Origin of the sequence: Nonomuraea sp. MTCD27, assembly GCF_041950495.1 — a bacterium.
Lineage (GTDB): Bacteria > Actinomycetota > Actinomycetes > Streptosporangiales > Streptosporangiaceae > Nonomuraea.
The window spans coordinates 543,699-565,818 of record NZ_JBGNUW010000003.1 but is presented as its reverse complement, the minus strand read 5'-3'; the positions used below and the strand labels follow the sequence as shown (position 1 = coordinate 565,818).

Sequence of the window (22,120 nt, the reverse complement as noted above, 5' to 3'; positions counted from 1 at the left end):
ACCAACGTCATGAGTGACACCACCACCTTGGATCTGTCCTACGGGGCGATCCTCGGCCGGGCCGCCGAGCTGATCGAGACGAACGGCATCGCCCGCAACGACTACTACACCCCCGAGGGTCTCGACGACGACCCGCGCGCCTGCGCCGTCTGCGTGCTCGGCGCCATCGCCGTCGCCGCCGGATTCCACCCCGACACCTGGAACAGCCCCACCGCCGACCTCGGCGAGTTCCGGCCCGTCCGCGAAGTGGCCGACCTGCTCATCGACCGGCTCGCCCTGGACCCGGTCGTCGCCTGGGACGAGTCGATCGGCCGCTGGTCCGACGAGCACAGCGACGAACACGTCGTCGCCACGCTGCGGGACATCGCCGCCGAGCAGGCGCAGAACGGAGGCGAAGCCGCATGAGTCGCCTCCAGGACATCGCCGCACAGTTCGCCCGCGACACCGCCAACCACCGCCTCGAAACCCTCCACGACGACGGCATCTACCGGCAGATCCGGTTCACCGCGCCCGGCAGCCTCGACTGGTTCGACCTCATCACCTGGCCGTACAACCTGATCGTCAACGGCTCCCACGGCTCCTACCACTTCTGTCGATTCGGTGATGACACCAAGGACATGTTCGTCCTGTTCCGCGCAGTCGCGGCAGGGCGGCGCATCAACCCGCACTACTGGGCGGAGAAGGTTCGCGCTGGCGAGGTGAATGCCTGGTCGGAGGACGCGTTCCGTGCGTGGGTGGCGCAGGAGGCTGCCGACCAGGAGTCGCAGCACCCCGGCATGCAGAACGCGGTCCGCGACCAGATCCTCTACAGCGACGAGCACGGCACCGACTACGAGGAGACCGCCCGGTACGCCGTCGCGGCCTTCCGGCACGAGGGTGTACGACTGGCCTTCCCCGAGAAGTGGGAGCGGCCGTTCCAGGACTTCCACTGGCAGTACCTCTGGCAGTGCCACGCCGTCGTCCACGGGATCGCCGCGTACGACGCCGCGCAGGACGCCACGCGAGAGGCGGTGGCCTCGTCGTGAGCGTCTACCTCGTCTGGTCGAACCACCACCACGCCTACTGGGGGCCGAACAAGTCCGGCTACACCACCAACTGGCTGACCGCCGGCCGCTACAGCCAGGACGACGCGGCCGAATGCTGCAGCCGCCGCACCTGGGAACCGCGCAAACCGCCGCCCGAGGTGATGATCCTCGCCCCCGACGCCGAGCGGGACACCTTCCACATCGCCGAGCTGTGCGCCATCCCCGGCCAACTCCAGGAAGCGATCAGGAAAGCCACCCGCACCGCCATCCGCGAGCGCAACACGCGGCAGGCGGTGGCCGCCGATGCCTGACCTGACCGCGCTCATCACCCCCGGCCTCATACTCGCCGCCGCGCTCATCGGCGCCGCCATCACCCACCACCTACACCAAACCTCCCGCAACACCCGGACCGCCCAACTCGAACACCGGGCCACCGCCCTCGCCAACGACCGCGACACCCTCCTCAAGGTCGTCGGCGAATTCGTCGACGCGATCGAACACCGGCCCGACCGGCTCGACACCGTCGCCGCACAAGCCCGCCACGCCATCGACGGGAGGTCGTCGTGGGCACCCACATCCTGATCACCGCCCCCGTCGCCGTCGCACTCGCCGCCGCCGCAGTCGGCCAGTTCGTCGTCCGGCCCGCCCTGCGCCGCCGCCGGCAAGCCGCCGAACGCCAGCAGACGCTTCGGCGGACGCTCCGCGACCAGGTGATCTGCGACCTGCAGCAGCAGCGCGCCGACGACCTGGCCGCCCACGTGCAGCGCGAACGCACCCGAGGCATCGACCTCACCGTCGACCTGCTGTACGCCTCCCGGCCCGGCCTGTGGGACGAGTTCGTCGCCGGCCACACCAAGCAGCCGCGCGGAGGCGCCCGATGAGCGACACCGCCGCCGTCGACCACGAGCAGGCGCTGGCCGCCGCCCTCCACAGAGAGGTCGGCCGGCTGGAGCCGCGCGACTGCCTCAACGACATCCTCACCGTCGCCCACGGCCGCAACTGGCTGTGCCTGTGGATCCTCGCCGCCACCGTCGGCCTACTCCTGCTCGCCATCGGCCTCTACCTGGCCGCCACCTACCAGCCCGAACCCGCCCCAACCACCGTCCACCTCACCCGCCTGCTGGAGGCATAACCGTGAACGCAACCAGCACATCCGCCAACACCACCACCACACCCGCCGACGAACTACGCAAAGCCGCAGCCGCCCTCCGCGAGATGGCCAGGAACACCTCACGCGGCCCATGGCTGATCGGAGACTGCGAACTGTACCCGCGCTGGATCCTCAGCGAAGGCGAACGCGACGAGCACGGCTACAACGACGACGTAGCACGCATCAGCGAGGACGAATCGGACATGTTCCGCGTCTCCGACGCCAACTGGCAGTGGATGGCGTTCGCCCACCCCGGCATCGCCGAACCCCTCGCAGCCTGGCTCACCTTCGAGGCCACCATCTACGAGCAGATCCCCGAGGACAAGCAAGGGGCGTGCACGCCGGAACACGCGCTCGCCATCGCCCACGCCATCAACGGGGACGGTGCGCGATGACCGCAACACAGATAGCGGGCAGCGCCGGCACTGACGCCGCCAGCGGACCGTGCGTAATCGGCCTCGACCTCGCCGCCGAGCAATCCGGCGTGGCCACACCCGAGGGCACCACAATCATCAAGGCGCCCAAGGCGGCCAGTAAGACGCGCACCCTCGCCGACGACCTCAACCGGCTCGACCACATCGAAGCCACCATCACCGCGCTACTCAACACCTACCAGCCGCACCTCATCGTCATCGAGGACTACGCCAGCGGCATCCGAGGCAACCCCGTCCACCGACTCGCCGAAGTCGGCGGCGTCGTACGCCTCGCCTGCCACCGCGCGGGCGCCCAGATGGCGCTCGTCAACGTCATGCACCTAAAGATCTACGCCACCGGCAGCGGCAAAGCGACCAAGAGCCAGATGGCCACCAGCGCGCAAGGCCGGGCCGGGCTCCTCTTCCCCACTGAGGACGAATGCGACGCGTGGTGGCTGCGCGCCATGGGCCTCGACGCGCTCGGGCACGCGGTCGTCGAACTGCCGAAGGCGCAGCGGGACGCCCTCGGCAAGGTGGCCTGGCCGGAAACGGCGGTCGCGTCATGAAGCCCATGATCCTCGACCTGTTCTGCTGCATTGGTGGCGTCGCTCGCGGCTACCAGGAGGCCGGTTTTCGCGTGATCGGCGTGGACATCAACCCGCAGCCCGACTATGCGGGCGACCTGTTCATCCAAGCCGACGCACTCAAGTTCCTGCGCTGGAACACCTCGTGGATCCAGCGGCAAGGCTTCGTCGCCGCACACGCTTCCCCTCCCTGCCAGGGCGAAGGCGCTCCGGCCAAGGGCACGAACGCGGCGCGCGGCAACCCGCACCCCCGCCTGATCGATCCAACCAGGGCCGCTCTGAAGAGGATCGGCATCCCGTACGTGATCGAGAACGTCGCAGGCTCCAGCGTCCGCAAGGACATCACGCTGTGCGGCGAGATGTTCGGGCTCGACGTGCTCATGCACCGCTACTTCGAGCTCGGCCGCTGGACGACCGAACGGCCGGCCCACCCGAAGCATCGAGGTCGCGTGCGCGGCTGGCGGCACGGCACCTACTTCGACGGCCCGTACGTCGCCGCCTATGGCAAGGGCGGCGGCAAGGCCACCGTCGCCGAGATGCAGGCTGCGAAAGGCATCGACTGGTCCAGCGACCACTTCGCGCTACGGGAAGCACTACCGCCCGCGTACGGGCTGTGGATCGGGCAGGCGCTGACCGCGTTCCTGGCGTCCCGGGAGCGTGCCGCATGACCGCGCCTCTACGCCAGCGATTCCGCGCCCTCCGCGAAACCCAAGGCCGCGACCAAAACGAGATCGCCGCAGCCATCGGCGTCGCCCAACCATCCATCTCCAACTGGGAGAACGGCCACAGAACACCACGCACCCACCACGCCGCCGCCTGGGCCACCGCACTCAACCACCGGCTCATCGTCACCCGCAACGGCCAACTCATCGGCGACCTGCAAGACGTGCTGCCCAAGCTCGGCAGCCTGCGCCGCACCCTCGGCTACAGCCGCAACGACGTCACCAGACGACTCCACCTGGCCTGCCTCAGCAACATCGAATCCCGGGCCGCCGGCGGCGGACGCCTCCAACTCCCCACCATCGACCGCTACCTGGCCGCGATCGGCTGCCGCATCGACCTGCACCCCAGCGAGGTGAACCCGTGCTGACCTCCAACCTCGACCCGCAACTACAGATCGAACGCGTCCTCGCCATCAACGAAGCCCTCTACGACAAGTGGCGGCGCCGGCCCCCCAAATCCCAGCCGATCGACACGCTCGTCTTCGCCGACACCGCGCCGCTCACCCCCGACGAGGAAACCCACATCCGCGCCGTAGTCGCAGGCGTCGCCGCCGGGCTCGACGCCGACGCCGACGCACTCTCCGACGTGCTCGACGCGCTCGGCATCCTCCCGCCGAAACCCGCCAACGTGGCCAACCTGCACGCGAAACGCCAGTACGGGCAGTGCCGCCACTGCTGGCGCGCATCCATCCCGCTGCGCAAAAACGGGCTGCTCGTCGGCCACTCCCGCCGCGAAAAGCAGCCCGTATCCGAAGCCCGCTGCGACGGCGGCGGCACCCGCCCCGTCAAGCAGAAGAGAGCAGCCGCATGAGCGCCAGCGAAGACCGCCTGTGGAAGCACGTCGGCGCCGCCCTCGACTGGGTCGACCAGGCGAACGGCCGCGACGACCACGAGAAGACGCTCCGCCTGCTCAAACTGGTCGAGGAGACCAGCGAGGTGGCCGCCGCCTACATCGGCATGGTCGGCCAGAACCCGCGCAAAGGCGTCACCCACACCCTCGACGACGTCGCCGCCGAACTGTGCGACGTGACCGTCACCGCGCTCGTCGCCCTCGCCACCATCACCGGCGACACCACCACCGCCCGCACCGCCCTCAACCGGCACCTGGCCCGGCGCGGCCCGCGCCTCGCGGCCCTCCTCAACGCCACGCCCGAGAGGACCTCCGCGTGAAGCTCGCCATCGACCCCAAAATCCTCGCCGAAACCGTCGCCTGGGCCGCCCGCGCCATCCCCCGCCGCCCCACCATCCCCGCCCTCGCCGGCCTCCTCCTCCAAACCGACAACGACCAGGTCACCGTCAGCGCCTTCGACTACGACGCCTCCGCTCAAGCCGCCATCCCCTGCGAAATCGCCGAACCCGGCAAAATCCTCATCCCCGGCCACATGCTCGCCGAAGTCGCCCGAGCCCTCCCCACCACCTCATTCGTCAACATCGCCGCCACCGACACCGAAACCACCCTCACCTGCGGGCGCGCCGACTTCACCCTCCGCCTACTCCCCGTCGGCGACTACCCGAACCTGCCCAGCCCGCCGCCACCCGCCGGAACCATCGACGCCGCCACCCTCGCCGCCGCCATCGCACAAGTCCACCCCGCGGTCAGCGGCGACGACGCGACCATCCTCCTCACCGGCATCAAACTCGACACCGACGGCGACAAACTCACCCTCGCCGCCACCGACCGGTACCGGATCGCCGCTACCGACACCACCTGGACCCCGGACGCCAGCGCGTGGGCAGGCGACCACTACCGCGGCGAAGTCGGCAACCTCACCGCGCTCATCCCCGGCCGGCACCTCCACGACGCCGCCAAAGGGTTCGGAACCGGCCCCGTCCACATCGGCCTCAACGACAGCATGGCCGCCTTCACCACCGGCGACCGGCAAACCACCGTCCGGCTGCTCGACAACCAGTTCATCGACTACCGGGCCCGCCTCAAGTACGAAGCCGCCATCACCGCCACCGTCGACGCCGCCGCCCTCGCCGCCGCAGTGAAGCGGGTCGCCCTCGTCGCCGACCGCCAGACGACCGCGATCCGCCTCCACTTCGCCCCCGACGAGGTGACAGTGCGCGCGGGCGCGGACGACTACGGCCGCGGCAACGAAACCCTCGACAGCAAACTCGACGGCGACCCCATCGAGATCGCGTTCCAATCCCAATTCCTGCTCGACGCGCTCGGCGCCATCGACGGGCCCGCCCGCATCGGCATGACCGGGCCGGCCAACCCCGCCCACTTCGCCTCCGAGGACGGCAGCCACCAGCAGACCGTGATGGCGCTGAGGCTCACATGAGCTACGCCACCTTCCTCGAGCGCCGCACCCAGCTCGGCGGCGACCACGGATTCGACCCCCAAGAGCTGCCCGGCTTCCTGTACGGCTTCCAGCACGACCTCGTGCAGTGGGCGCTCCGCAAGGGACGGTCAGCAGTCTTCGCCGACTGCGGGCTCGGCAAAACCCCGATGGAACTCGTCTGGGCCGACCTCGTTCACCATCACGCCGGCCGGCCCGTACTCGTGGCCACCCCGCTCGCCGTCGCCTACCAGACCGCCGACGAGGCCGCCAAGTTCGGCATCGAGGCGGCCATCTCCCGCGGCGGCCGCCCCGCCGGGCCGATCACCATCACCAACTACGACCGGCTCCACCTGTTCAACCCAGTCGACTACGCGGGCGTCGTGTGCGACGAATCCTCGGCGATCAAGGCGTTCGACGGCGCCCGCCGGGCGCTCGTCACCGACTTCATGCGCAAGACGCCGTACCGGCTGCTCGCCACCGCCACCGCGGCGCCCAACGACTACATCGAACTCGGCACCAGCTCCGAGGCGCTCGGCGAGCTCGGCTACATGGACATGCTCGGCAAGTTCTTCGTCAACGAGCAGCGCAACGCCTCCACCGGCCGCGGCTACCTCGGGCAGCGGAACGCCTGGCGGTTCAAAGGCCACGCCGAGCAACCGTTCTGGCGGTGGGTCGCCTCGTGGGCCCGCGCCATGCGCCGCCCCTCCGACTACGGCCACTCCGACGACGGGTTCGTGCTGCCCGAGCTGGTGCAGCGCGAGCACGTCGTCAAGGCCTCCCGCCCGCCGGAGAACGCCCTGTTCGACGTGCCCGCGGCCAGCCTGCAAGAGGAGCGGGAGGAGGCCCGCCGCACCCTCGCCGAACGCTGCGAGGCCGCCGCCGAGCTGCTGGCCGACGCCGAGCACGGCATCGCCTGGTGCCAGCTCAACGACGAAGGCGACCTGCTCACCAAGCTGATCGACGGCGCCGTGCAGGTGAAAGGCTCCGACCCGGTCGACGCCAAAGAGGAGGCACTCGCGGCGTTCTCCCGCGGCGACATCCGGGTGCTCGTCACCAAGCCGTCGATCGCCGGGTGGGGGCTCAACTGGCAGCACTGCCACCGCATGACGTTCTTCCCCTCCCACTCCTACGAGCAGTGGTATCAGGCGGTGCGCCGCTGCTGGCGGTACGGCCAGCAGCACCCCGTCACCGTCGACATCGTCACCACCGAGGGCGGCGCCCGCGTCCTGGCCAACCTGCAGCGCAAGGCCGCCCAGGCGGACGCCATGTTCGACGCCCTCGTGGCGCACATGCGCGACGCCACGGCGGTCCGCCGCACCATCGACTACCCGCACCCCGTGGAGGTCCCCGCATGGGCGAGCTGACCTCTGAGACGTGGATAGACATCGCCGGATACGAAGGCCACTACCAGGTCTCGGACCATGGGCAGATCCGTTCGCTGCCTCGATTTCGAGCGGGTCGGGGCGGACTTCCGACCAAGGTCTCCGGGCGCATTCTCCGTCCCGGCACCGGCTCGAACGGCTACCTCTTCGTGATCCTCTCCAAGAACGCCCGCTCGACCAATGCGCGGATACACCGCCTTGTCGCTGCGGCCTTCTTGCCAAACCCCGAACAGCGCCCCGAGGTGAATCACCTTGACGGCGACAAGACCAACAACCACGTCACCAACCTCGAATGGGCCACGCGGCAGGAGAACGTCCGCCACGCCTGCGAAACAGGCCTGATGCCCGTCGGTCCCACACACTGGAGGAACAGGTAATGGGCGTTCTCGACCAGACCGTCACCGACAAGTACGCCCTCCACCTGGGCGACTGCCTCGAAGTGCTGCCCGCCTACCCCGACGGCAGCGTGCACCTGTCCATCTACTCGCCGCCCTTCGCCGGGCTCTACCAGTACTCCTCCAGCGAGCGCGACCTGTCCAACAGCCGCTCCTACGACGAGTTCCTCGAGCACTACGGGTACGTCGTCGCCGAGATCGCCCGGCTCACCATGCCCGGCCGGATCACTGCGGTGCACTGCATGGACATCCCGAAGTCGAACAGCGGCCGCGGCGACGCTCTGCTCGACTTCCCGGGCGACATCATCCGCCTGCACGAGCGGCACGGCTTCGGCTACGCCGGCCGCTACTCGGTGTGGAAGGAGCCCCTGACCGTCCGCAACCGCACCCTGATGAAGAGCCTCGCGCACCGGACGATCGTCGACGACTCCTCCCGCTGCAGCGTGGCGAGCGCGGACTACCTGCTCATCTTCCGGCGCCACGGAGACAACCCGGTTCCGATCGCCCACCCGGTCGGCCTCACCGAGTACGCCGGCGAACGTAAGCCGCCCGCCGAGCTGCTGCGCTACCGCGGCTGGGAAGGCAAGCAGACCGAGAACCGGTACTCGCATTGGATCTGGCGGCAGTACGCGTCCGCGTTCTGGGACGACGTCCGGCTGGACCGGGTGCTGCCGTACCGGGAGGCCCGCGACGAAGAGGACGAGAAGCACGTCCACCCGCTCCAGCTCGACGTCATCGACCGCTGCCTGGTCCTGTGGTCCAACCCGGGCGAGCGGGTGCTCACACCGTTCGCGGGCGTCGGCTCCGAGGTGTACGCCGCGGTCCGGGCCGGCCGGTTCGGTGTCGGGGTGGAGTTGAAGCCGTCCTACTACCGGCAGGCGGTCAAGAACCTGGCGGCCGCCGCGGCGGATGTCGACCGTGAGCAGCCGCCCGCCCTGTTCGAGGTGGGCGAGGTCGCCCCGTGACCTACTTGGCGACGTACTCCCGCAACCACTGCCGGATGAGCGCGTACAGCGAGACCCCCTCCGCCTTGGCCTTGGCCATGGCGGAGGTCCACAGGTCATCGTGCACGGGGATGCCGCGCATGTGCACCCCGTCGGCGCGCTTCCCCGGCACGTCAGGCCTCGATGAGGTTGCCGTCGCACCATTCGGCGCAGTCAGAGCAGCACGGACCAGTCTTGTCTCCGATGCTGGCCTGCTGGGTGCTGTCAGTGGGGTAGTCGCAGATCACGCATGCGGTCTGGGTGCTGGCCATGTGGCCCTCCTCAATGGGTGTAGCTACACCGTAGATGGGTGTAGCTACACCGTCAAGGGGGCCAGACCATGAATCTTCGTCTGCCCGTCACCCTGGACGAGCTCGAGCAGTGGTGCACCCGCTGCAACCACCAAAACGGCGTCCACACCGGAACCGAAAGGCCGCGGTGGGGCTGGCCCATCTACGACGACGTGTGGATGCGCGCATCCGGATGGTGCTCCCACCCCGGATGCACGTGCAAGGCGCGAACCAGCGACCCCGCCGCCGCCCCCGCACCGCCGCGCACCTTCACCCCGCCAGCACCGCGCATGCCGCAACCCTGCGCGTCCTTCGTCACCGGACGCACCACACTGTGCGGCGCAGAACCCGCCCGCCTGTACGTCAACGGCTGGCGGTGCGCCGCCCACACCCCCGCAGCACTGAAAGGCCAGCAGGAACCCCGGGAAGGCGCCTGCGCCCCACTCCGCCACCTGTGCCTCGAGAACGCCCGGTGCGCCACCTGGGCGTGGCAGCAGCAGCCGTGGCGCGTCCTCGCCACCGGCGGACGCGACCGCACCGACAAGCCGCGCATCTGGACCGAATTCGACAAAATCCTGGCCGTCCACCCGCGGCTCACCGTCGTCCACGGCGGCGCCTACCCGCGACCCGAGCGCGGCACCAGGCCGGACCGGTCCGCCGACTGGCTCATCCACCTGTGGTGTAAACGCAACCCGGACGTCACCGAGGAAATACACCCGGCCGACTGGAAGACGCACGGACGAGGCGCAGGGCTCATCCGCAACACGGAGATGGCCAAACTCGGCGCCGACGAATGCGTCGCCTTCCCCGGCAACGGCAACGGCACCCGCCACTGCATGGCCCAAGCCTCCGCCGCCGGCATCCCCGTCCGACCCATCTGGCCGCACGCACCATCCACGCCCACGGCCACCGCATGACGACCACCAGCACAACCTCAAACACGAAAGGGCGGAGCCTCATGGGACGTCGAACCGAGCTGCAGGCCCCTCTCCCCGGGATGCCCGATGCGATCACTGGGCAGCCAGCGAAGGCCGCGGCACCGCCACCGATGCGCACCCTCGACGAGGCCATCGCACGCAGCCACGAGATCATCGCTGAAGCCCTCGACCGGTACCCCATCATCGCCCGCCAAGCACTCTTCTCCGGCGGCAACGACTCCTCGGTCCTCCTGCACCTCGTGCGCGGCTACCTCGACACCAGCGAAAACGACGCCGTTCTGCACGTCAACACCGGCATCGGCATCGACGAAACTCGCGAGCACGTCCGCGACGTTGTGAGCAACTACGGGCTACCCCTGCATGAGCTGCACCCGCGTGACAGCTACGACGACCTCGTACTCGGTCGGGTTCTCGCACGCACCGGCCCCAACATCGGCAGGCCCGTATGGATCGGTCTGCCGGGGCCCGGTGGCGACTCCCACAAGGTCATGTACCGGCGGCTCAAAGACGAACCCTTGCAGCGCAATCGGGCCGCCATCGTCGGTAACAAGGGCCGCAGCCAGAAGGTGCTCTACCTGGCGGGGATGCGGTGGGACGAATCGGATCGGCGCATGCGCAACGCCGAAGAGATCGACCCCGACGGCGGCATCATCTGGTGCTCACCCATCGTGCACTTCACCAACGCCCAGATGGCCGAATACCGGACCCGGTTCAACCTGCCGCGGAACCCGGTCTCCGAGCACCTCCACATGTCCGGCGAATGCTTGTGCGGCTGCTTCTCCAAGGAAGGCGAACTGGAGGAGATCGAGTTCTTCTACCCGAAGGCCGCCTACCGGATCCGCTCCTTGGAGAAGCGGGTGGAGGCGGCCGGGATCGCCGCATGCAAGTGGGGCAAGCGGCCCCCGGGCGCCGTCGACAGCGCCGAACCGGCGGGGCGGCTCTGCCGCAAGTGCGTCCCGCAGCGCTCCGACCAGCCGGACCTCTTCTCCACGTGGGAAGCGATGGGACTCCTCAAGCCCGCTGTCCCGCCCATCATCGCCGCACAGCCCACAGACGAGGCGGTCGTGTGATGGCCCGCAAGACACCGCGCTGCACCTGCCCGGCCGACAGCAAACTCGTGTTCCTCGGGCATCTCAAAACGTGCCCGGAAGTGGCCGACGAGTTCGGGCAGCGGGTAGAGCAGCTCACGTTCCAGCAGGTCATCGACCGCGGGCTGCCGCTCCGAGCGGTCGCCTACTGGGTGGACCGCGGCTACCTGAACCCCATCATGCGCGGGCACGGCACGCCGCGCGAATGGCCCCAGACCGAGCTGCAAGCCGCCGACCTGATGCGGAGGCTGTGCGACGCCGGGTTCAACCCCGCCGCCGCGTCCGTCATCGCCCGCAGCTACGCAGCCGTCCAGGCACCGATCCGCATTGGCCCCGGCATCACCCTCACCATCGAAGCCGACACCGCGGAGGCGGGTGACGGATGTGGATAAGCCGATGCTCTACATGCAAACGCCCGGCCACCCGCATCATCACCGGCCGGGTGCCCGGCCGCACCTGCTACAGCGCCCTCACCTGCGACGACTGCGCGCCGCGCCACCGCCGCCTCGCCGAGAAAGCCGGGCCCGTCGTCGAGGAAGAACTCGAGGACCGAGCCCAGGACCCGCTGTTCTGACGCTGCGCCGCTGACACCGCACCCGCCCCACCCCTGCAAGACCTCCCGCTCGAGCACCACCGAACCACCAGGGGGACCGTTGAACACCCAGCAGGACCCTGAAACACCAGCGGCCAGCCGCAGCGGAACCCCGCACGCACGCCAGGGGGCGGCGTGAGCGAGCTCCAACACGCCGCACGCAACGCCCACCTACACGGCCTGTGCGTCATCCCCGCCGCCACCAACGGCACCAAACAGCCCTGGCCCGACGGCGCCAAATGGAAGCACTTCCGGCAGACGCAACCCACCGTCGACCAGCTCGACGCCTGGTTCGCAGGACACCGCTACGACGGGCTCGGCGTCGTCTGCGGACGCGTCTCCGGCGGCCTCGAAATGCTCGAATTCGAAGGCCGCGCCATCGCCGAAGGCGTCCTCAACGAACTCGTCGACATCGCCGAAGCATCCGGGCTCGGCGACCTATGGCACACCGTCACCAGCGGATACCTCGAAGTCACCCCCAGCGGCGGCATCCACATCCTGTACCGGGTCATCGGCGGCGTCGCAGGCAACACCAAACTCGCCCGCCGGCCCGCCACCGCCGAAGAATTCGCCGCCCACAAGGCGAAACTCCAGGAAGCCATCGACGCCGAAGAAGACGCGTTCGAACGCGCCCGCAAGCAGGAAAACCACGACAAACTGACCGACCCCTCCGACCTGCCGCAGGTGCTCATCGAAACCCGCGGCGAAGGCGGATTCGTCGTCATCGCCCCATCCGCCGGCCGCACCCACGCCAACGGGGGCGCGTGGGAACTCCGCGCCGGCGGGCCAGCCACCATCCCGCTCATCTCCGCCGAAGACCGCGACGCCCTCCACCACCTCGCCGGCGCCCTCGACCAGATGCCCATCAAAGACGAACAGCCACCCACCACCGAGCCGCGGACACGGCAACTCAACGGATCCGGCGAACTCCGGCCCGGCGACGACTACAACCAGCGCGCCACCTGGGACGACATCCTCGCCAGCATGCTCGGCTGGACCAAGGTGTACTGGCGCGGCGGCGTCACCTACTGGCGGCGGGCAGGCAAAGACGACCGCGGCATCTCCGCCACCACCGGCCGCAACGCCGCCGACCGGCTGTACGTGTTCTCCACCAGCACGATCTTCGAAGCGGAGAAGCCGTACGACAAATTCGCCGCATACACGCTCATCACCGAAGGCTCCATCACGCCCGAGACGTGCAAGCGCGCCGCCAAAGCGTTGCGAGCCGAAGGGTACGGCAGCCCCCTGCCCGACCGAACCCCGCGACCGGCGCCCGCCGCCACCGACGTGCGCGACGCCGCCCCGGAGGACCTGCCGCCGCACCCCGCCGACGACCCCGCCGACGACCCCGCAGCCGTCGGCGACGACGAAGGCTGGGAGGCTGTACCAGCCCGGCGCCGCGGACTCCTCCCCGACGACTTCTGGGAAGCCCGCCCCACCCTCCGCCACATCCGGCAAGCCGCCCACGCCCGGGCACGCTCCGGCGACATCGTCCTCGGCGGCCTCCTCGCCCGGCTGTCCAGCCTCCTGCCGCCCGAGCTCCGCGCAGACACCGGCGTCGGCTCCCCCGCCTGCATGAACATGTTCGTCATCCTGCTCGGCGCCTCCGGCAGCGGGAAAAGCTCCGCCGCGTGGATTCCCCGCCGACTCCTCCCCGCACCAGCCCGCATCGACTTCCTCGACGAACTCCCCCTCGGCTCCGGCGAAGGCATCGCCGAGGCGTACATGGGCGAACAGCACGTCGAAACCGACGAAGTCTTCCGCAGCGGACCCAAGAAAGGGGAACGCAAAACCGAGGTCGTCCGCATGCAAGTGCGGCACAACGCCCTGTTCTACGCCGACGAGGGCGAATCCCTCACCAAGCAGTTGTTCGGCCGGCTCGGCGCCACCGTCGGCGAATCGCTGCGCCGAGCCTGGACTGGCGGCACCATCGGCCAGTTCAACGGCCACAAAGTCAACACCCGCGTTATCGAATCCGGCACCTACAGCCTCGGCATGGTCGTCGGCTTCCAGCCCGAAACCGCGCTGCCGCTCCTGGAAGACGCGCCCGCGGGCACGCCGCAACGGTTCCTGTGGTGCTCCAGCATCGACCCGGCCATCCCCGAAGACGTGGTCGACGAGCCGGGCCCGCTCGACCTCACGTTGATGCGGCGCGGCTTCGGCGAAACCCCGAAGGCGACGTTCGCGGTGCCGCTGCTCCGCCAAATCAGGTTCGACGACCGGGCCCGCGCCACCGGCGAACTCAAACTGCCGCCGCTGGATTCGCACAAGCCGCTCATGCTGGTGAAGCTCAGCGTGCTGTTCGCGATCCTCGACGACCGGCTCGACGTGACCGTGGAGGACTGGCAGCTCGCCGAGCAGGTGTGGGCCACCTCGTGCGAGCTGCGGGACGCGCTGCTCGAGTACGCGGCCCGGCACGCGGCCGAGGAGAACGAGAAGCGCACCAAGCTGCACGTGGACCGGGAGTTGCGGGCGCACACGGCGAAGGCGAGCTCGGATCGCAACATTGAGCGGGTGGCTCGGCGCGCCGCGAAGCGGGTGCATGAGGCGGGTGGGATGACGCGGGGTGCGCTGTTGAAGGCGATCGCGTATCGGGACCGCGACTTGTTGCCTGCGGCGCTGAATCTTGCTGAGGCGCTCGGGTGGATTTCTGGCGACGGCGACCAGGTGTCGCCGGGGGATGCGAGGCCGTCATGAAGGTGTACACCGTCGGAGAAAACCCCAGGAAAAGCGTGTACACGTGTACATGTACACGGGGGGTAGGTCTATCTGCAACGCGCGAAGTGCATTTTGAAACTCATAATCCCAGGTCAGAGAGTTGTAGTAGGTTTGTAGGAAACTGTTTTTTCACCCCCAACCCGATGTACACCTACACCTTGTACACCTTCGGCGGTGCGCGATGATCGTCCGCCGCAGCGCGCTCCTCGACCAACAACCCACCCTCTGGGACGAACCCGAGCCGGCAACACCCGCCGCCGTTGTCCCCACACCGCCAACCCCAGCCCGCCAAACGGCGGCTCCGCAACCACGTACTCGACCTGCCCCGGCCATGGCCGAAACACGTTCCCTGCGCCATGACGTGCCTCGTCTGCGACCAGATCGAAGGCGAAGGCGTGTGCCAGCACGGCTGCGCCGTCGTCTGCGGACGCCCCGCCAAGACCGGCCCCGTCGAGGTCTGCCTCGTCATGTTGACGCTGCCGGCCCGCCGCATCGGCCCCTACGCCGTCATCGCCTGCCCGCACTGCGACGGCACCCACTGGCACCAGCCCGCCCCCGGCCGCGCCTACCGGATCGGACCCTGCCGCCAGCCCTACATCGTCCACCTGCCCGAGGAGACCCAGTGACCCAGCCGACCACGCTGTACCGGCTCTACGACACCGCCGACCGGCTGCTCTACGTCGGCGTCGCAGGCAACCCCGGCCGCCGCTTCGAACAACACCGAGCCGAAAAGCCATGGTGGGGCCAGGTCGCACGCATCACGCTCGAGCACCACCCCACCCGCGAAGCCGCACTCGACGCCGAGCTCACCGCCATCCGAACCGAAAACCCGCGCCACAACATCGCCGGCCGCGCCGACCAAGAGCAGCCCGCCACCCCTGGATGGGAACACCGACTGCTCCCCAATGGCGCCTATCTCGACACCGAACATCGCGGCGACCACATCCGCGTCTACATCAACCGCGACGACCTTGCCCTCGAACTGCACTACACGAACCAGCCTTACGCCGTACCCGCGCGTGTCGCCGCTGTCCATGAACGCCTCGCAGCAATCGCTGCGCACTGGCTCTGGGCGCACGGCCTCGCCCACGACGAAGACATCGCGATCAACGCAGGCCGATGGCGGGCGGTCAGCGTCGCCCCAACCAACCTTCTGGCGGCGCAACAGGCGCTTGTCGCTTCGGAGCTCCGCGGAGACACCGCCGAGATGGAGCGTCTCTCTGCACGCCTGATCGCCACCTTCCCCACCAGCGAGGGCTGGATGTGGACCGAAGCGCTCCGCATCCTCTCCGCCACCAACGAGACCGACATCATCCACACCCCCGAACGGAGCACCCCGTGACCCTGCCCGCCCCATGCCGGCTCGCCGACGCCCTCGAAGCGCTCGCCTCCTGGAGCGCCCACCCGCCCTGCCCCAGTCTCCACCCGCAGCCCCATCTCACCGGATACCTCCACCAGGTCGCCGAACACGTCCGCGCCACCGTCGCCGACGGCGACCCCCGCCTCGCCGCGCTGGAAGGTGTCACCGACCCCGACGGGTATCCGTGGCTCAACCTCGAACCCGAGTCCGGCGAACTCCAACTGTTCACCCAAGCCGCCGCCGAAGCATGGCCGCCCGACCATGCCATCACCGCGCTGTGCGAGATGGCGAGGCGTGAGGCGTGGGAGGTGTGCGGCGTCGAAGGCATGCGGTCGGGCCTGTACGAGCCCGGCACCCGCGACCACGAATGCACCCCTGAGAGTGCGTCGTGACGGCCCTCTTGGCTGGCGATGACCTCATGCGTTCGGCGGGCGCTAAGTGGTGTGACCAGCATGAACGCTGGGAGTGCACGAAGACGTCGAAGCGGTCGAAGGGCCCGTGCCACGCCCTGGCGGTGAAGGGCACGGCGGCCTGCTACACGCATGCCGGCGTGTCGACGGCGGTGGCGCGAGCGAAGGGCGCTGCGATGTCGGCGTGGCGTGCGGTGCCGGGCCGGCAGGACGTGCCGCCGTCCATTGCGGTGATGGCGATGCTGCAGATGAGTTTCGCCCGGTCGCGCTTCTACTCGTCGCTGCTTGAACGGCAGGTGGAGGAGGCGCAGGAGGAGGCGCGGCGGGACGGGGCGGGTTCGGGTGGGGTCCGGTCGGATGATCCGGCGCTCGGCCCGGGTGCCGGCCTGATCGGGCATACCCGGTCTGCGTCGCCGTCGGTGGGCGTGTACGTGTCGGGTGAGGCGGCCCGCGGGTTGACGAAGCTGGAGGCGGAGGAGCGGGATCGGACGGTCCGTTACGCGAAGGTCGCCCACGACATGGGGATCGCCGAACGCGAGATCCGCCTTGCTGAGAGCCAGGGCGCTCTGCTGGCCGGCGCGATCCGCCAGATCCTGACCGAGCTCGAACTCACGTCTGGCCAGCAGGCACGGGTGCCGGAGATTGTGCCGCGCGTGCTGCGAACCATCACCGGAGAGGTGATCGCATGACCACAACGCAACGGATCATCAGCGACTTTCGGGGCGAGTGGGTGGCGCTGTCAAACTTCGCCCCCATCCCGGTCACCATCTTTTCGCAGCTCGAAGGGCGCGAGGTGACGTATTCGACCGGGGAGCACGCGTTCAACGCGGCGAAGACCGTGAATCTGGCGGAGCGGGCCGCCATCTTGGCCGCGCCCACGCCGGGCGAGGCGAAGCGGTTGGGCCGGCGTGCGACATTGCGCCCGGGCTGGGACGAGCAGATTCGGTACGCCGCCATGCGGATGGTGCTCGAAGCCAAGTTCACGCCGGGCAGCCGGGCGGGCGCCGTCCTGCTGTCCACCGGCGACGCGACGCTGGTGGAGGGGAACCGGTGGCATGACCAGCATTGGGGCGACTGCCGATGCGGTCGGGCGGCGTGTTCCCGGTCGGGTGCGAACTGGTTGGGTGCGCTGCTGATGGCCCGCCGCGCCGAGCTTCGGGGGACGGTGCTGTGATGGCCGCCGCGACAGAACCGGTGTACGTGTTCGACGTCTACAGCCGCGACCCGGCCGACCGCCACGGATTCTACGACGACGACATGCACCTGCACATGCTCGCCTGGATGCGCGCCAACGGCCTCAACCCTGGCGCTGTGTGGCGGTTCGAGGTCCACCTGATCGACTGCCCGTCGGTGCGGGTGTGGGAGTTCCTGCTCGACGAGCGCGGGCTGCCGTACTGCGAGCGCGATCATCCGCACCGGCCTCGGTCGTGCGTGATGGCCGCGCGTCAGCCGTACAGCGTGGCGGTGTCGGGCCTGCCGCCGATCATCGGCCAGGAGGTGGGGACGTGACACTCGCCCAAGAGCCGCTGTTCGCCGACGACACCGCGTCGGGCGCGGTGATCGACGGTCCGTACCGGTACACGCTGTGGCGCACATGGGACGGCCGCCTGCCGGTGTGCGGCTGGGTGATGCTCAACCCGTCCACCGCCGACGCCTGCGCAGACGATCCGACGATCAGGCGGTGTGTCGGCTTTGCCCGCCGGTGGGGGTTCGGCGGGATCGTCGTCCGCAACCTGTTCGCCTTCCGCGCCACCAGCCCGCGCCAACTGCTCGACGCCGCCGACCCGGTCGGCCCCGACAACGAGGAATGGCTGAGTCGCTGGGACGGCGTAACCGGGGTCGTCGCCGCGTGGGGTACCGGGCGTTGGCCGCGTCTGGCCGGCGACCGCTGGCGCCGCGCCGCCGCCCTGCTGGCCCCGCTGGGGCCGGTGTGTTTACGGGCTGCCCGGGATGGCCAGCCGGTGCATCCGCTCTACCAGCCCGCCCACCTCGAACCGATCCCCTGGAGTGTGCCGTGACATCGACTCAGCAATTGATGGATGCGCTGATCGGCCACTACCGCAAGCCCGGCACCACCCAGGACGGCGAGGTGCTGCTGCCGGAGGTGGTGGCGCCTGGGTCGAACCGCCGCTGCGATCTGCTGCGCATCGGCGTGTGGGCATCGCGCGGCCACGGCATCGACGTGCACGAGCTCAAAACGTCCCGGTCCGACTGGCTGCGAGAACTCGACGACCCGGCCAAAGCGGAAGCGTGGTGGCCGTACTCCAGCCGCTTCTGGGTGGTCGCCCCGCCGAAAATGATCAGTCCCGATGAGGTGCCGTCCGGGTGGGGGCTCATGGAGCCACCCGCCGCAGCGAACCGCCGCCGTTTCAAGGTGATCGTCAAGCCCGCCGAGCGCGCCCCGAAGCTGACCATTCCTCTGCTCGCGGACCTGGTCGGCAGGGCTGACAACATTCGTGCGCACGAGATCTGGCTTCTCAAGCAGGACCACCGCAACGAGATGTTCGCCCTGGAGGGCAAGATTCGCGCAGAGGTGGGTGCGTCGAAGCTCGACTTCGAGACGCAAGATCAGCTCGCCCTGCTCGCAAAGTTCGAGGCGGCGATGGGTGTGGGTCTGCGCGAGTGGGTGTCCCGCGTGGACGATCGCCGCTTCTCGGTGGATGAGGTGGTGGCTGCGCTCGGCGAGTACTGCCGGGAGCATGTGGCACTTCAGCGGCGGGCCCGCGACGTGGCGGATGCGGAGGACAGGGTTCGGCGGGCGGCCGACAGTGCGCTGGCCCGGCTGAATTTGGGGGCGGGGACGTGACGCCGGGCGGTTCGTCTCACCCGCTCCACCGCGATCGTCCTCGCCCACCTCGCGGGCACGGAGGGCGAGGTGTACGGCGCGCAGATCACGGCGGCGACCGGGCTGCGCAGCGGCTGCCTGTACCCGATCCTGGCCCGCCTCGAACGCGGCGGCTGGCTCACCTCCCGGTGGGAGGCGACCGATCCGCACCTGCTGGGCCGTCCGCTCCGCCGCTACTACCAGGTCACCGAGCGGGGTCGTGCCGGAATTCAAGCCCTGGCTTCTCGGCTGCCCGCCAGGGAAGGATCATGATGGTTCGTCGCGCCTGGCGTGTGATCGCCGCTCCGCCGCTGTCCAGGACCGCGGGCGTTCTCCGCCTCGCCGTCCCGGTGTGGGCCGTCGCCTCCGTGCTCGGCCTGGTGCTCGGCCTTGTGTTCGGCCCCTCGCTCGGGGTCGAGTGGTCGTGGTCTCTGCCTCGGTTGAGCGACGCGGTGTGGCTGTATGTCGTGCTCGTCGTTGTTCGGCAGCGTGACCGTGTAGAGGCGGGTGGCCGCTGATGCACCGTCACCGTTGGATCACCGTCGAGCAGATCGGCCGTGTGGTGACGCAACGCTGCGCGGTCTGTTCGACGACCCGAACCCGTGCGCGCGGCCCTGTACGCGATTCTGCCGACTCGGCGTCCACGGATACCGGCCCCGGCGTGAAAGCCGCTCACGCTTCAACTGGGCGGCGTAGAGAAGCATTCAACGGGATGCTGTGCGACACAGAACAGGTTGATGCTGCCGAAGAGGCGCGGATCGTCGACATGCAGTCCCCCGACTGGCACGGATAGGAGGCGATCGTGGCGAACCCCGAGCGTGACACCACGACTGAGCCCGAGATGCTCGGCGACTGCCTGATGCACCTCACCCATCACGGCATGACAAGCGAATGCTGGCGTGTCGTCATCGATCACTACATGCAGGCTGCGGGCGGCCGAGAGCCCGAATTCGACACCGTGAACAGCTACAAGACCACCTACGAGCGAGCCCTGCTGAACGCGATCCGAGACGAGGCACGCAATGCCTGAGAGCACCTACGACAGCACCGCCGACACCCTCAAGCACTCCCTCCGCGTCGGCACCCTCATGGGCCAGGCGATCACCGAACTTGTGCAGCGCTCGACCAGGCACGACCTGTCCAAGACCGAGCCGCCCGAGCTGGAGATCTTCAACGAGTACACGCCCAAGCTGAAGCACTCCACGTACGGCAGCGACGAGTACAAGGGCTTCCTCGACGCCATGGGCCCGGCACTCCAGCACCACTACGCCGTGAACCGGCACCACCCCGAACACTTCCGCAACGGCGTCAACGACATGACCCTCGTGGACCTGATCGAGATGCTCGCCGACTGGAAGGCAGCCACCGAGCGGCACGACGACGGCGACCTGGCCGAGAGCCTGGAGATCCAGCGCCACCGGTTCGGGCTCAGCCCGCAACTGGAGCAGATCCTCCGGAACACCGCCGAGTGGTTCGGCTGGATCCCTGGCGAGGAGGCCGACCGTGCGTGAAGACCTGATGGCGCTCCTCGGCCACCGCGTCACCATCACCAACCCCCACACCGGCAGCTCGTGGACCGGCACACTCGCAGCCCTTGGCGACGAGCCCTGCGCTGTCATCGACGAGGACGACGGCACCCGGTTCTGCATCCCGCAGTCCTTCCGCATCACCCGCGTGAACGATGCGCCGCCCACGCCGAAGTCGAGCGGCCAGTGGAGCCGCCTCGCCATCAGGGAACCCAACGGGGACGTCACCTACACCTGGCCGAACGTCCCGCCCACCGCCGACCTCGTGGCCGGTGCCCGCGTCCCCAGCTTCCTTGACCGTCAGCTCGACCGGCTCGGCGAGACCCTGTTCAACAGCATCGACCGCCTCGAACAGCACATCGAGCAGCGCGCCGCTGAGAAGGCCGCGCCGGAGATCGCTGCCGCCCGGCAGGAGGCGGCCGAGCACATCGCCACGGCCGAGCAGGAGCGCGACCACTGGCGGCAACGCTTCACCGACCTGCAGGCGGAGATGGGAAGGCAGAACGACGTCCTCCACAAGCGCGCCACCCGCGCTGAGACCGCGATCGCCCGTGCCCGCGTCACCATCCGGCTCAACATCAGCCAGGAGACCACCGAGTACCAGCGCGGCTACCAGGCGTGCGCCGACCACATCCGCACCGCCCTCACCAACACGGAGGCCGATCGTGGATGAGCTCGACCACGAGATCGTCGAAGCAGTGGACGAAAACGGCCGCCACATCACCAGACTCGTCCACTACGACCCGCCCGCCACGGACATGACCCTGATCGCGACGGACGAACTCAACCAGCTGCGCGCGGAAGTAGCCCGCCTCCGCGCCGGCGAATCCGACCAACCCGCCGCCGAAGGCGTCCGACCCACACCAGCCCAGTGGATCCGCCGCTGGAACGACCTCACCCCCGAACGACGACACACCTGGGCCGAGCAGATCATCGCCGACAGGGCCGACGCCAGCCGCTGCATGATGGCCGACCACGACGGCGCGCAGGCCGAGCTCGCCCACGTGCACGGCGTCCTCACCCGAGTCCGCACCGTGGCCGACGCCTACGCGTACGGAGCCGTCCACGCCGCCAACGCCGTCGACCGGGCGTGGGGCCGGCAGGTGCTGCGCGACCTGAGCGAGGCCCTCACGGGCCCGGCCGGCAGGTACGTGGCCGTCCTCCTGGCCGACCTCGACCTGGTGATGAACCACGCCGGCGACCCGCAGCGCGTGGCCGAGTATCCGGCTGCCGCGCAGCGCGTACGCGACGCCCTCGAAGGAGGCCAGCGTGGCTGACCCGCACGTGAGCCTCACCCTCACCTTCCGCACGCCAGCCGCCGGCGCCGTCGTCCTGCAGCACGTGCTCGCCGCCGTGAACGGGTCGGAGATGCCGTACGAGTTGACGGCGGCGCACTGCATGAGCTTCGACATGGACGAAGTGGAGGACTGAC

Annotated in this window: 37 protein-coding genes; 35 read left to right on the top strand and 2 right to left on the bottom strand. The window is 69.2% G+C overall.

What is annotated here, in order from left to right; translation table 11 throughout:
- The first annotated feature begins 9 nt into the window (after positions 1–9).
- Genes ACBJ59_RS10975 through ACBJ59_RS10900 form a run of 16 tightly spaced genes read left to right on the top strand, consistent with a single transcriptional unit; the run spans position 10 to position 8,924 of the window.
- Positions 10–405, top strand: coding sequence for a hypothetical protein (locus ACBJ59_RS10975; RefSeq protein ID WP_375110049.1), 396 nt, complete (start codon positions 10–12; stop codon positions 403–405).
- Positions 402–1,025 carry a hypothetical protein gene (locus tag ACBJ59_RS10970; protein ID WP_375110048.1) on the top strand — a complete coding sequence of 208 codons (624 nt, stop codon included), beginning with the start codon at positions 402–404 and terminating at the stop codon, positions 1,023–1,025. The genes ACBJ59_RS10975 and ACBJ59_RS10970 overlap by 4 nt, the downstream gene beginning before the upstream one ends.
- Positions 1,022–1,336 carry a hypothetical protein gene (locus ACBJ59_RS10965; RefSeq protein WP_375110047.1) on the top strand — a complete coding sequence of 105 codons (315 nt, stop codon included), beginning with the start codon at positions 1,022–1,024 and terminating at the stop codon, positions 1,334–1,336. Before ACBJ59_RS10970 ends, ACBJ59_RS10965 begins: the two co-directional genes overlap by 4 nt.
- Positions 1,329–1,607, top strand: coding sequence for a hypothetical protein (locus ACBJ59_RS10960; RefSeq protein ID WP_375110046.1), 279 nt, complete (start codon positions 1,329–1,331; stop codon positions 1,605–1,607). Before ACBJ59_RS10965 ends, ACBJ59_RS10960 begins: the two co-directional genes overlap by 8 nt.
- Positions 1,589–1,906 carry a hypothetical protein gene (locus ACBJ59_RS10955; RefSeq protein WP_375110045.1) on the top strand — a complete coding sequence of 106 codons (318 nt, stop codon included), beginning with the start codon at positions 1,589–1,591 and terminating at the stop codon, positions 1,904–1,906. Before ACBJ59_RS10960 ends, ACBJ59_RS10955 begins: the two co-directional genes overlap by 19 nt.
- A complete protein-coding gene (locus ACBJ59_RS10950) occupies positions 1,903–2,157 on the top strand; it encodes a hypothetical protein (protein WP_375110044.1) in 255 nt (84 codons plus the stop codon). The genes ACBJ59_RS10955 and ACBJ59_RS10950 overlap by 4 nt, the downstream gene beginning before the upstream one ends.
- A 2-nt stretch (positions 2,158–2,159) precedes the next feature.
- Positions 2,160–2,570: a hypothetical protein gene (locus ACBJ59_RS10945; protein ID WP_375110043.1), complete on the top strand. Its 411-nt coding sequence runs from the start codon at positions 2,160–2,162 to the stop codon at positions 2,568–2,570.
- Positions 2,567–3,154, top strand: a complete 588-nt coding sequence (locus ACBJ59_RS10940) for a crossover junction endodeoxyribonuclease RuvC (protein ID WP_375110042.1) — start codon at positions 2,567–2,569, stop codon at positions 3,152–3,154. The genes ACBJ59_RS10945 and ACBJ59_RS10940 overlap by 4 nt, the downstream gene beginning before the upstream one ends.
- A 5-nt stretch (positions 3,155–3,159) precedes the next feature.
- Entirely contained in the window at positions 3,160–3,840 is a 681-nt protein-coding gene (locus ACBJ59_RS10935) for a hypothetical protein (RefSeq protein ID WP_375110041.1), read from the top strand.
- Complete coding sequence (locus ACBJ59_RS10930) at positions 3,837–4,262, top strand: helix-turn-helix transcriptional regulator (protein ID WP_375110040.1); 426 nt, start codon at positions 3,837–3,839, stop codon at positions 4,260–4,262. Before ACBJ59_RS10935 ends, ACBJ59_RS10930 begins: the two co-directional genes overlap by 4 nt.
- On the top strand, positions 4,256–4,705 hold the full coding sequence (locus ACBJ59_RS10925; protein WP_375110039.1) for a hypothetical protein: 450 nt from the start codon (positions 4,256–4,258) through the stop codon (positions 4,703–4,705). Before ACBJ59_RS10930 ends, ACBJ59_RS10925 begins: the two co-directional genes overlap by 7 nt.
- Complete coding sequence (locus ACBJ59_RS10920; protein ID WP_375110038.1) at positions 4,702–5,064, top strand: MazG-like family protein; 363 nt, start codon at positions 4,702–4,704, stop codon at positions 5,062–5,064. The genes ACBJ59_RS10925 and ACBJ59_RS10920 overlap by 4 nt, the downstream gene beginning before the upstream one ends.
- A complete protein-coding gene (dnaN, locus tag ACBJ59_RS10915) occupies positions 5,061–6,182 on the top strand; it encodes a DNA polymerase III subunit beta (RefSeq protein WP_375110037.1) in 1,122 nt (373 codons plus the stop codon). Before ACBJ59_RS10920 ends, dnaN begins: the two co-directional genes overlap by 4 nt.
- The gene (locus ACBJ59_RS10910) at positions 6,179–7,546 is read left to right on the top strand and encodes a hypothetical protein (protein ID WP_375110036.1); all 1,368 of its coding nucleotides are present in this window, start codon (positions 6,179–6,181) and stop codon (positions 7,544–7,546) included. The genes dnaN and ACBJ59_RS10910 overlap by 4 nt, the downstream gene beginning before the upstream one ends.
- Positions 7,534–7,941, top strand: coding sequence for an NUMOD4 domain-containing protein (locus ACBJ59_RS10905; RefSeq protein ID WP_375110035.1), 408 nt, complete (start codon positions 7,534–7,536; stop codon positions 7,939–7,941). Before ACBJ59_RS10910 ends, ACBJ59_RS10905 begins: the two co-directional genes overlap by 13 nt.
- Entirely contained in the window at positions 7,941–8,924 is a 984-nt protein-coding gene (locus ACBJ59_RS10900) for a DNA-methyltransferase (protein ID WP_375110034.1), read from the top strand. Before ACBJ59_RS10905 ends, ACBJ59_RS10900 begins: the two co-directional genes overlap by 1 nt.
- A 1-nt stretch (position 8,925) precedes the next feature.
- Here the strand turns inward: ACBJ59_RS10900 and ACBJ59_RS10895 are convergent, their stop codons facing one another.
- Both ACBJ59_RS10895 and ACBJ59_RS10890 read right to left on the bottom strand, forming a co-directional pair.
- The gene (locus ACBJ59_RS10895; RefSeq protein ID WP_375110033.1) at positions 8,926–9,075 is read right to left on the bottom strand and encodes a hypothetical protein; all 150 of its coding nucleotides are present in this window, start codon (positions 9,073–9,075) and stop codon (positions 8,926–8,928) included.
- 1 nt (position 9,076) lies between these two features.
- Positions 9,077–9,214 (bottom strand): hypothetical protein, encoded by a 138-nt coding sequence (locus ACBJ59_RS10890; protein WP_375110032.1) that lies wholly within the window; start codon positions 9,212–9,214, stop codon positions 9,077–9,079.
- 68 nt (positions 9,215–9,282) lie between these two features.
- Here ACBJ59_RS10890 and ACBJ59_RS10885 point away from each other — a divergent pair, with 68 nt between their 5' ends.
- The 19 genes from ACBJ59_RS10885 (at position 9,283) to ACBJ59_RS10795 (ending at position 22,119) form a co-directional block, all read left to right on the top strand.
- On the top strand, positions 9,283–10,149 hold the full coding sequence (locus ACBJ59_RS10885) for an SLOG family protein (protein WP_375110031.1): 867 nt from the start codon (positions 9,283–9,285) through the stop codon (positions 10,147–10,149).
- Positions 10,146–11,240, top strand: a complete 1,095-nt coding sequence (locus tag ACBJ59_RS10880) for a phosphoadenosine phosphosulfate reductase family protein (RefSeq protein ID WP_375110030.1) — start codon at positions 10,146–10,148, stop codon at positions 11,238–11,240. The genes ACBJ59_RS10885 and ACBJ59_RS10880 overlap by 4 nt, the downstream gene beginning before the upstream one ends.
- Entirely contained in the window at positions 11,237–11,650 is a 414-nt protein-coding gene (locus tag ACBJ59_RS10875; protein WP_375110029.1) for a hypothetical protein, read from the top strand. Before ACBJ59_RS10880 ends, ACBJ59_RS10875 begins: the two co-directional genes overlap by 4 nt.
- 335 nt (positions 11,651–11,985) lie before the next feature.
- Complete coding sequence (locus tag ACBJ59_RS10870) at positions 11,986–14,547, top strand: bifunctional DNA primase/polymerase (RefSeq protein WP_375110028.1); 2,562 nt, start codon at positions 11,986–11,988, stop codon at positions 14,545–14,547.
- A 377-nt stretch (positions 14,548–14,924) separates the two neighbouring features.
- Entirely contained in the window at positions 14,925–15,194 is a 270-nt protein-coding gene (locus tag ACBJ59_RS10865; RefSeq protein WP_375110027.1) for a hypothetical protein, read from the top strand.
- Complete coding sequence (locus tag ACBJ59_RS10860; RefSeq protein ID WP_375110026.1) at positions 15,191–15,910, top strand: GIY-YIG nuclease family protein; 720 nt, start codon at positions 15,191–15,193, stop codon at positions 15,908–15,910. The genes ACBJ59_RS10865 and ACBJ59_RS10860 overlap by 4 nt, the downstream gene beginning before the upstream one ends.
- Positions 15,907–16,320, top strand: coding sequence for a hypothetical protein (locus ACBJ59_RS10855; protein WP_375110025.1), 414 nt, complete (start codon positions 15,907–15,909; stop codon positions 16,318–16,320). Before ACBJ59_RS10860 ends, ACBJ59_RS10855 begins: the two co-directional genes overlap by 4 nt.
- The gene (locus ACBJ59_RS10850; RefSeq protein ID WP_375110024.1) at positions 16,317–17,027 is read left to right on the top strand and encodes a hypothetical protein; all 711 of its coding nucleotides are present in this window, start codon (positions 16,317–16,319) and stop codon (positions 17,025–17,027) included. The genes ACBJ59_RS10855 and ACBJ59_RS10850 overlap by 4 nt, the downstream gene beginning before the upstream one ends.
- Entirely contained in the window at positions 17,024–17,512 is a 489-nt protein-coding gene (locus ACBJ59_RS10845; protein WP_375110023.1) for an NADAR family protein, read from the top strand. The genes ACBJ59_RS10850 and ACBJ59_RS10845 overlap by 4 nt, the downstream gene beginning before the upstream one ends.
- Positions 17,512–17,847 carry a hypothetical protein gene (locus ACBJ59_RS10840; protein WP_375110022.1) on the top strand — a complete coding sequence of 112 codons (336 nt, stop codon included), beginning with the start codon at positions 17,512–17,514 and terminating at the stop codon, positions 17,845–17,847. The genes ACBJ59_RS10845 and ACBJ59_RS10840 overlap by 1 nt, the downstream gene beginning before the upstream one ends.
- On the top strand, positions 17,844–18,356 hold the full coding sequence (locus tag ACBJ59_RS10835; RefSeq protein WP_375110021.1) for a DUF1643 domain-containing protein: 513 nt from the start codon (positions 17,844–17,846) through the stop codon (positions 18,354–18,356). Before ACBJ59_RS10840 ends, ACBJ59_RS10835 begins: the two co-directional genes overlap by 4 nt.
- A complete protein-coding gene (locus ACBJ59_RS10830) occupies positions 18,353–19,144 on the top strand; it encodes a hypothetical protein (RefSeq protein ID WP_375110020.1) in 792 nt (263 codons plus the stop codon). Before ACBJ59_RS10835 ends, ACBJ59_RS10830 begins: the two co-directional genes overlap by 4 nt.
- A 33-nt stretch (positions 19,145–19,177) precedes the next feature.
- Positions 19,178–19,435: a PadR family transcriptional regulator gene (locus ACBJ59_RS10825; protein ID WP_375110218.1), complete on the top strand. Its 258-nt coding sequence runs from the start codon at positions 19,178–19,180 to the stop codon at positions 19,433–19,435.
- Positions 19,432–19,680, top strand: a complete 249-nt coding sequence (locus ACBJ59_RS10820) for a hypothetical protein (RefSeq protein WP_375110019.1) — start codon at positions 19,432–19,434, stop codon at positions 19,678–19,680. Before ACBJ59_RS10825 ends, ACBJ59_RS10820 begins: the two co-directional genes overlap by 4 nt.
- A gap of 284 nt (positions 19,681–19,964) precedes the next feature.
- A complete protein-coding gene (locus ACBJ59_RS10815; RefSeq protein WP_375110018.1) occupies positions 19,965–20,192 on the top strand; it encodes a hypothetical protein in 228 nt (75 codons plus the stop codon).
- Entirely contained in the window at positions 20,185–20,673 is a 489-nt protein-coding gene (locus ACBJ59_RS10810; RefSeq protein WP_375110017.1) for a DUF5662 family protein, read from the top strand. The genes ACBJ59_RS10815 and ACBJ59_RS10810 overlap by 8 nt, the downstream gene beginning before the upstream one ends.
- Positions 20,666–21,361: a hypothetical protein gene (locus ACBJ59_RS10805; RefSeq protein WP_375110016.1), complete on the top strand. Its 696-nt coding sequence runs from the start codon at positions 20,666–20,668 to the stop codon at positions 21,359–21,361. Before ACBJ59_RS10810 ends, ACBJ59_RS10805 begins: the two co-directional genes overlap by 8 nt.
- The gene (locus tag ACBJ59_RS10800; protein ID WP_375110015.1) at positions 21,354–21,965 is read left to right on the top strand and encodes a hypothetical protein; all 612 of its coding nucleotides are present in this window, start codon (positions 21,354–21,356) and stop codon (positions 21,963–21,965) included. The genes ACBJ59_RS10805 and ACBJ59_RS10800 overlap by 8 nt, the downstream gene beginning before the upstream one ends.
- Complete coding sequence (locus tag ACBJ59_RS10795) at positions 21,958–22,119, top strand: hypothetical protein (protein ID WP_375110014.1); 162 nt, start codon at positions 21,958–21,960, stop codon at positions 22,117–22,119. Before ACBJ59_RS10800 ends, ACBJ59_RS10795 begins: the two co-directional genes overlap by 8 nt.
- The last annotated feature ends 1 nt before the right edge of the window (position 22,120 follow it).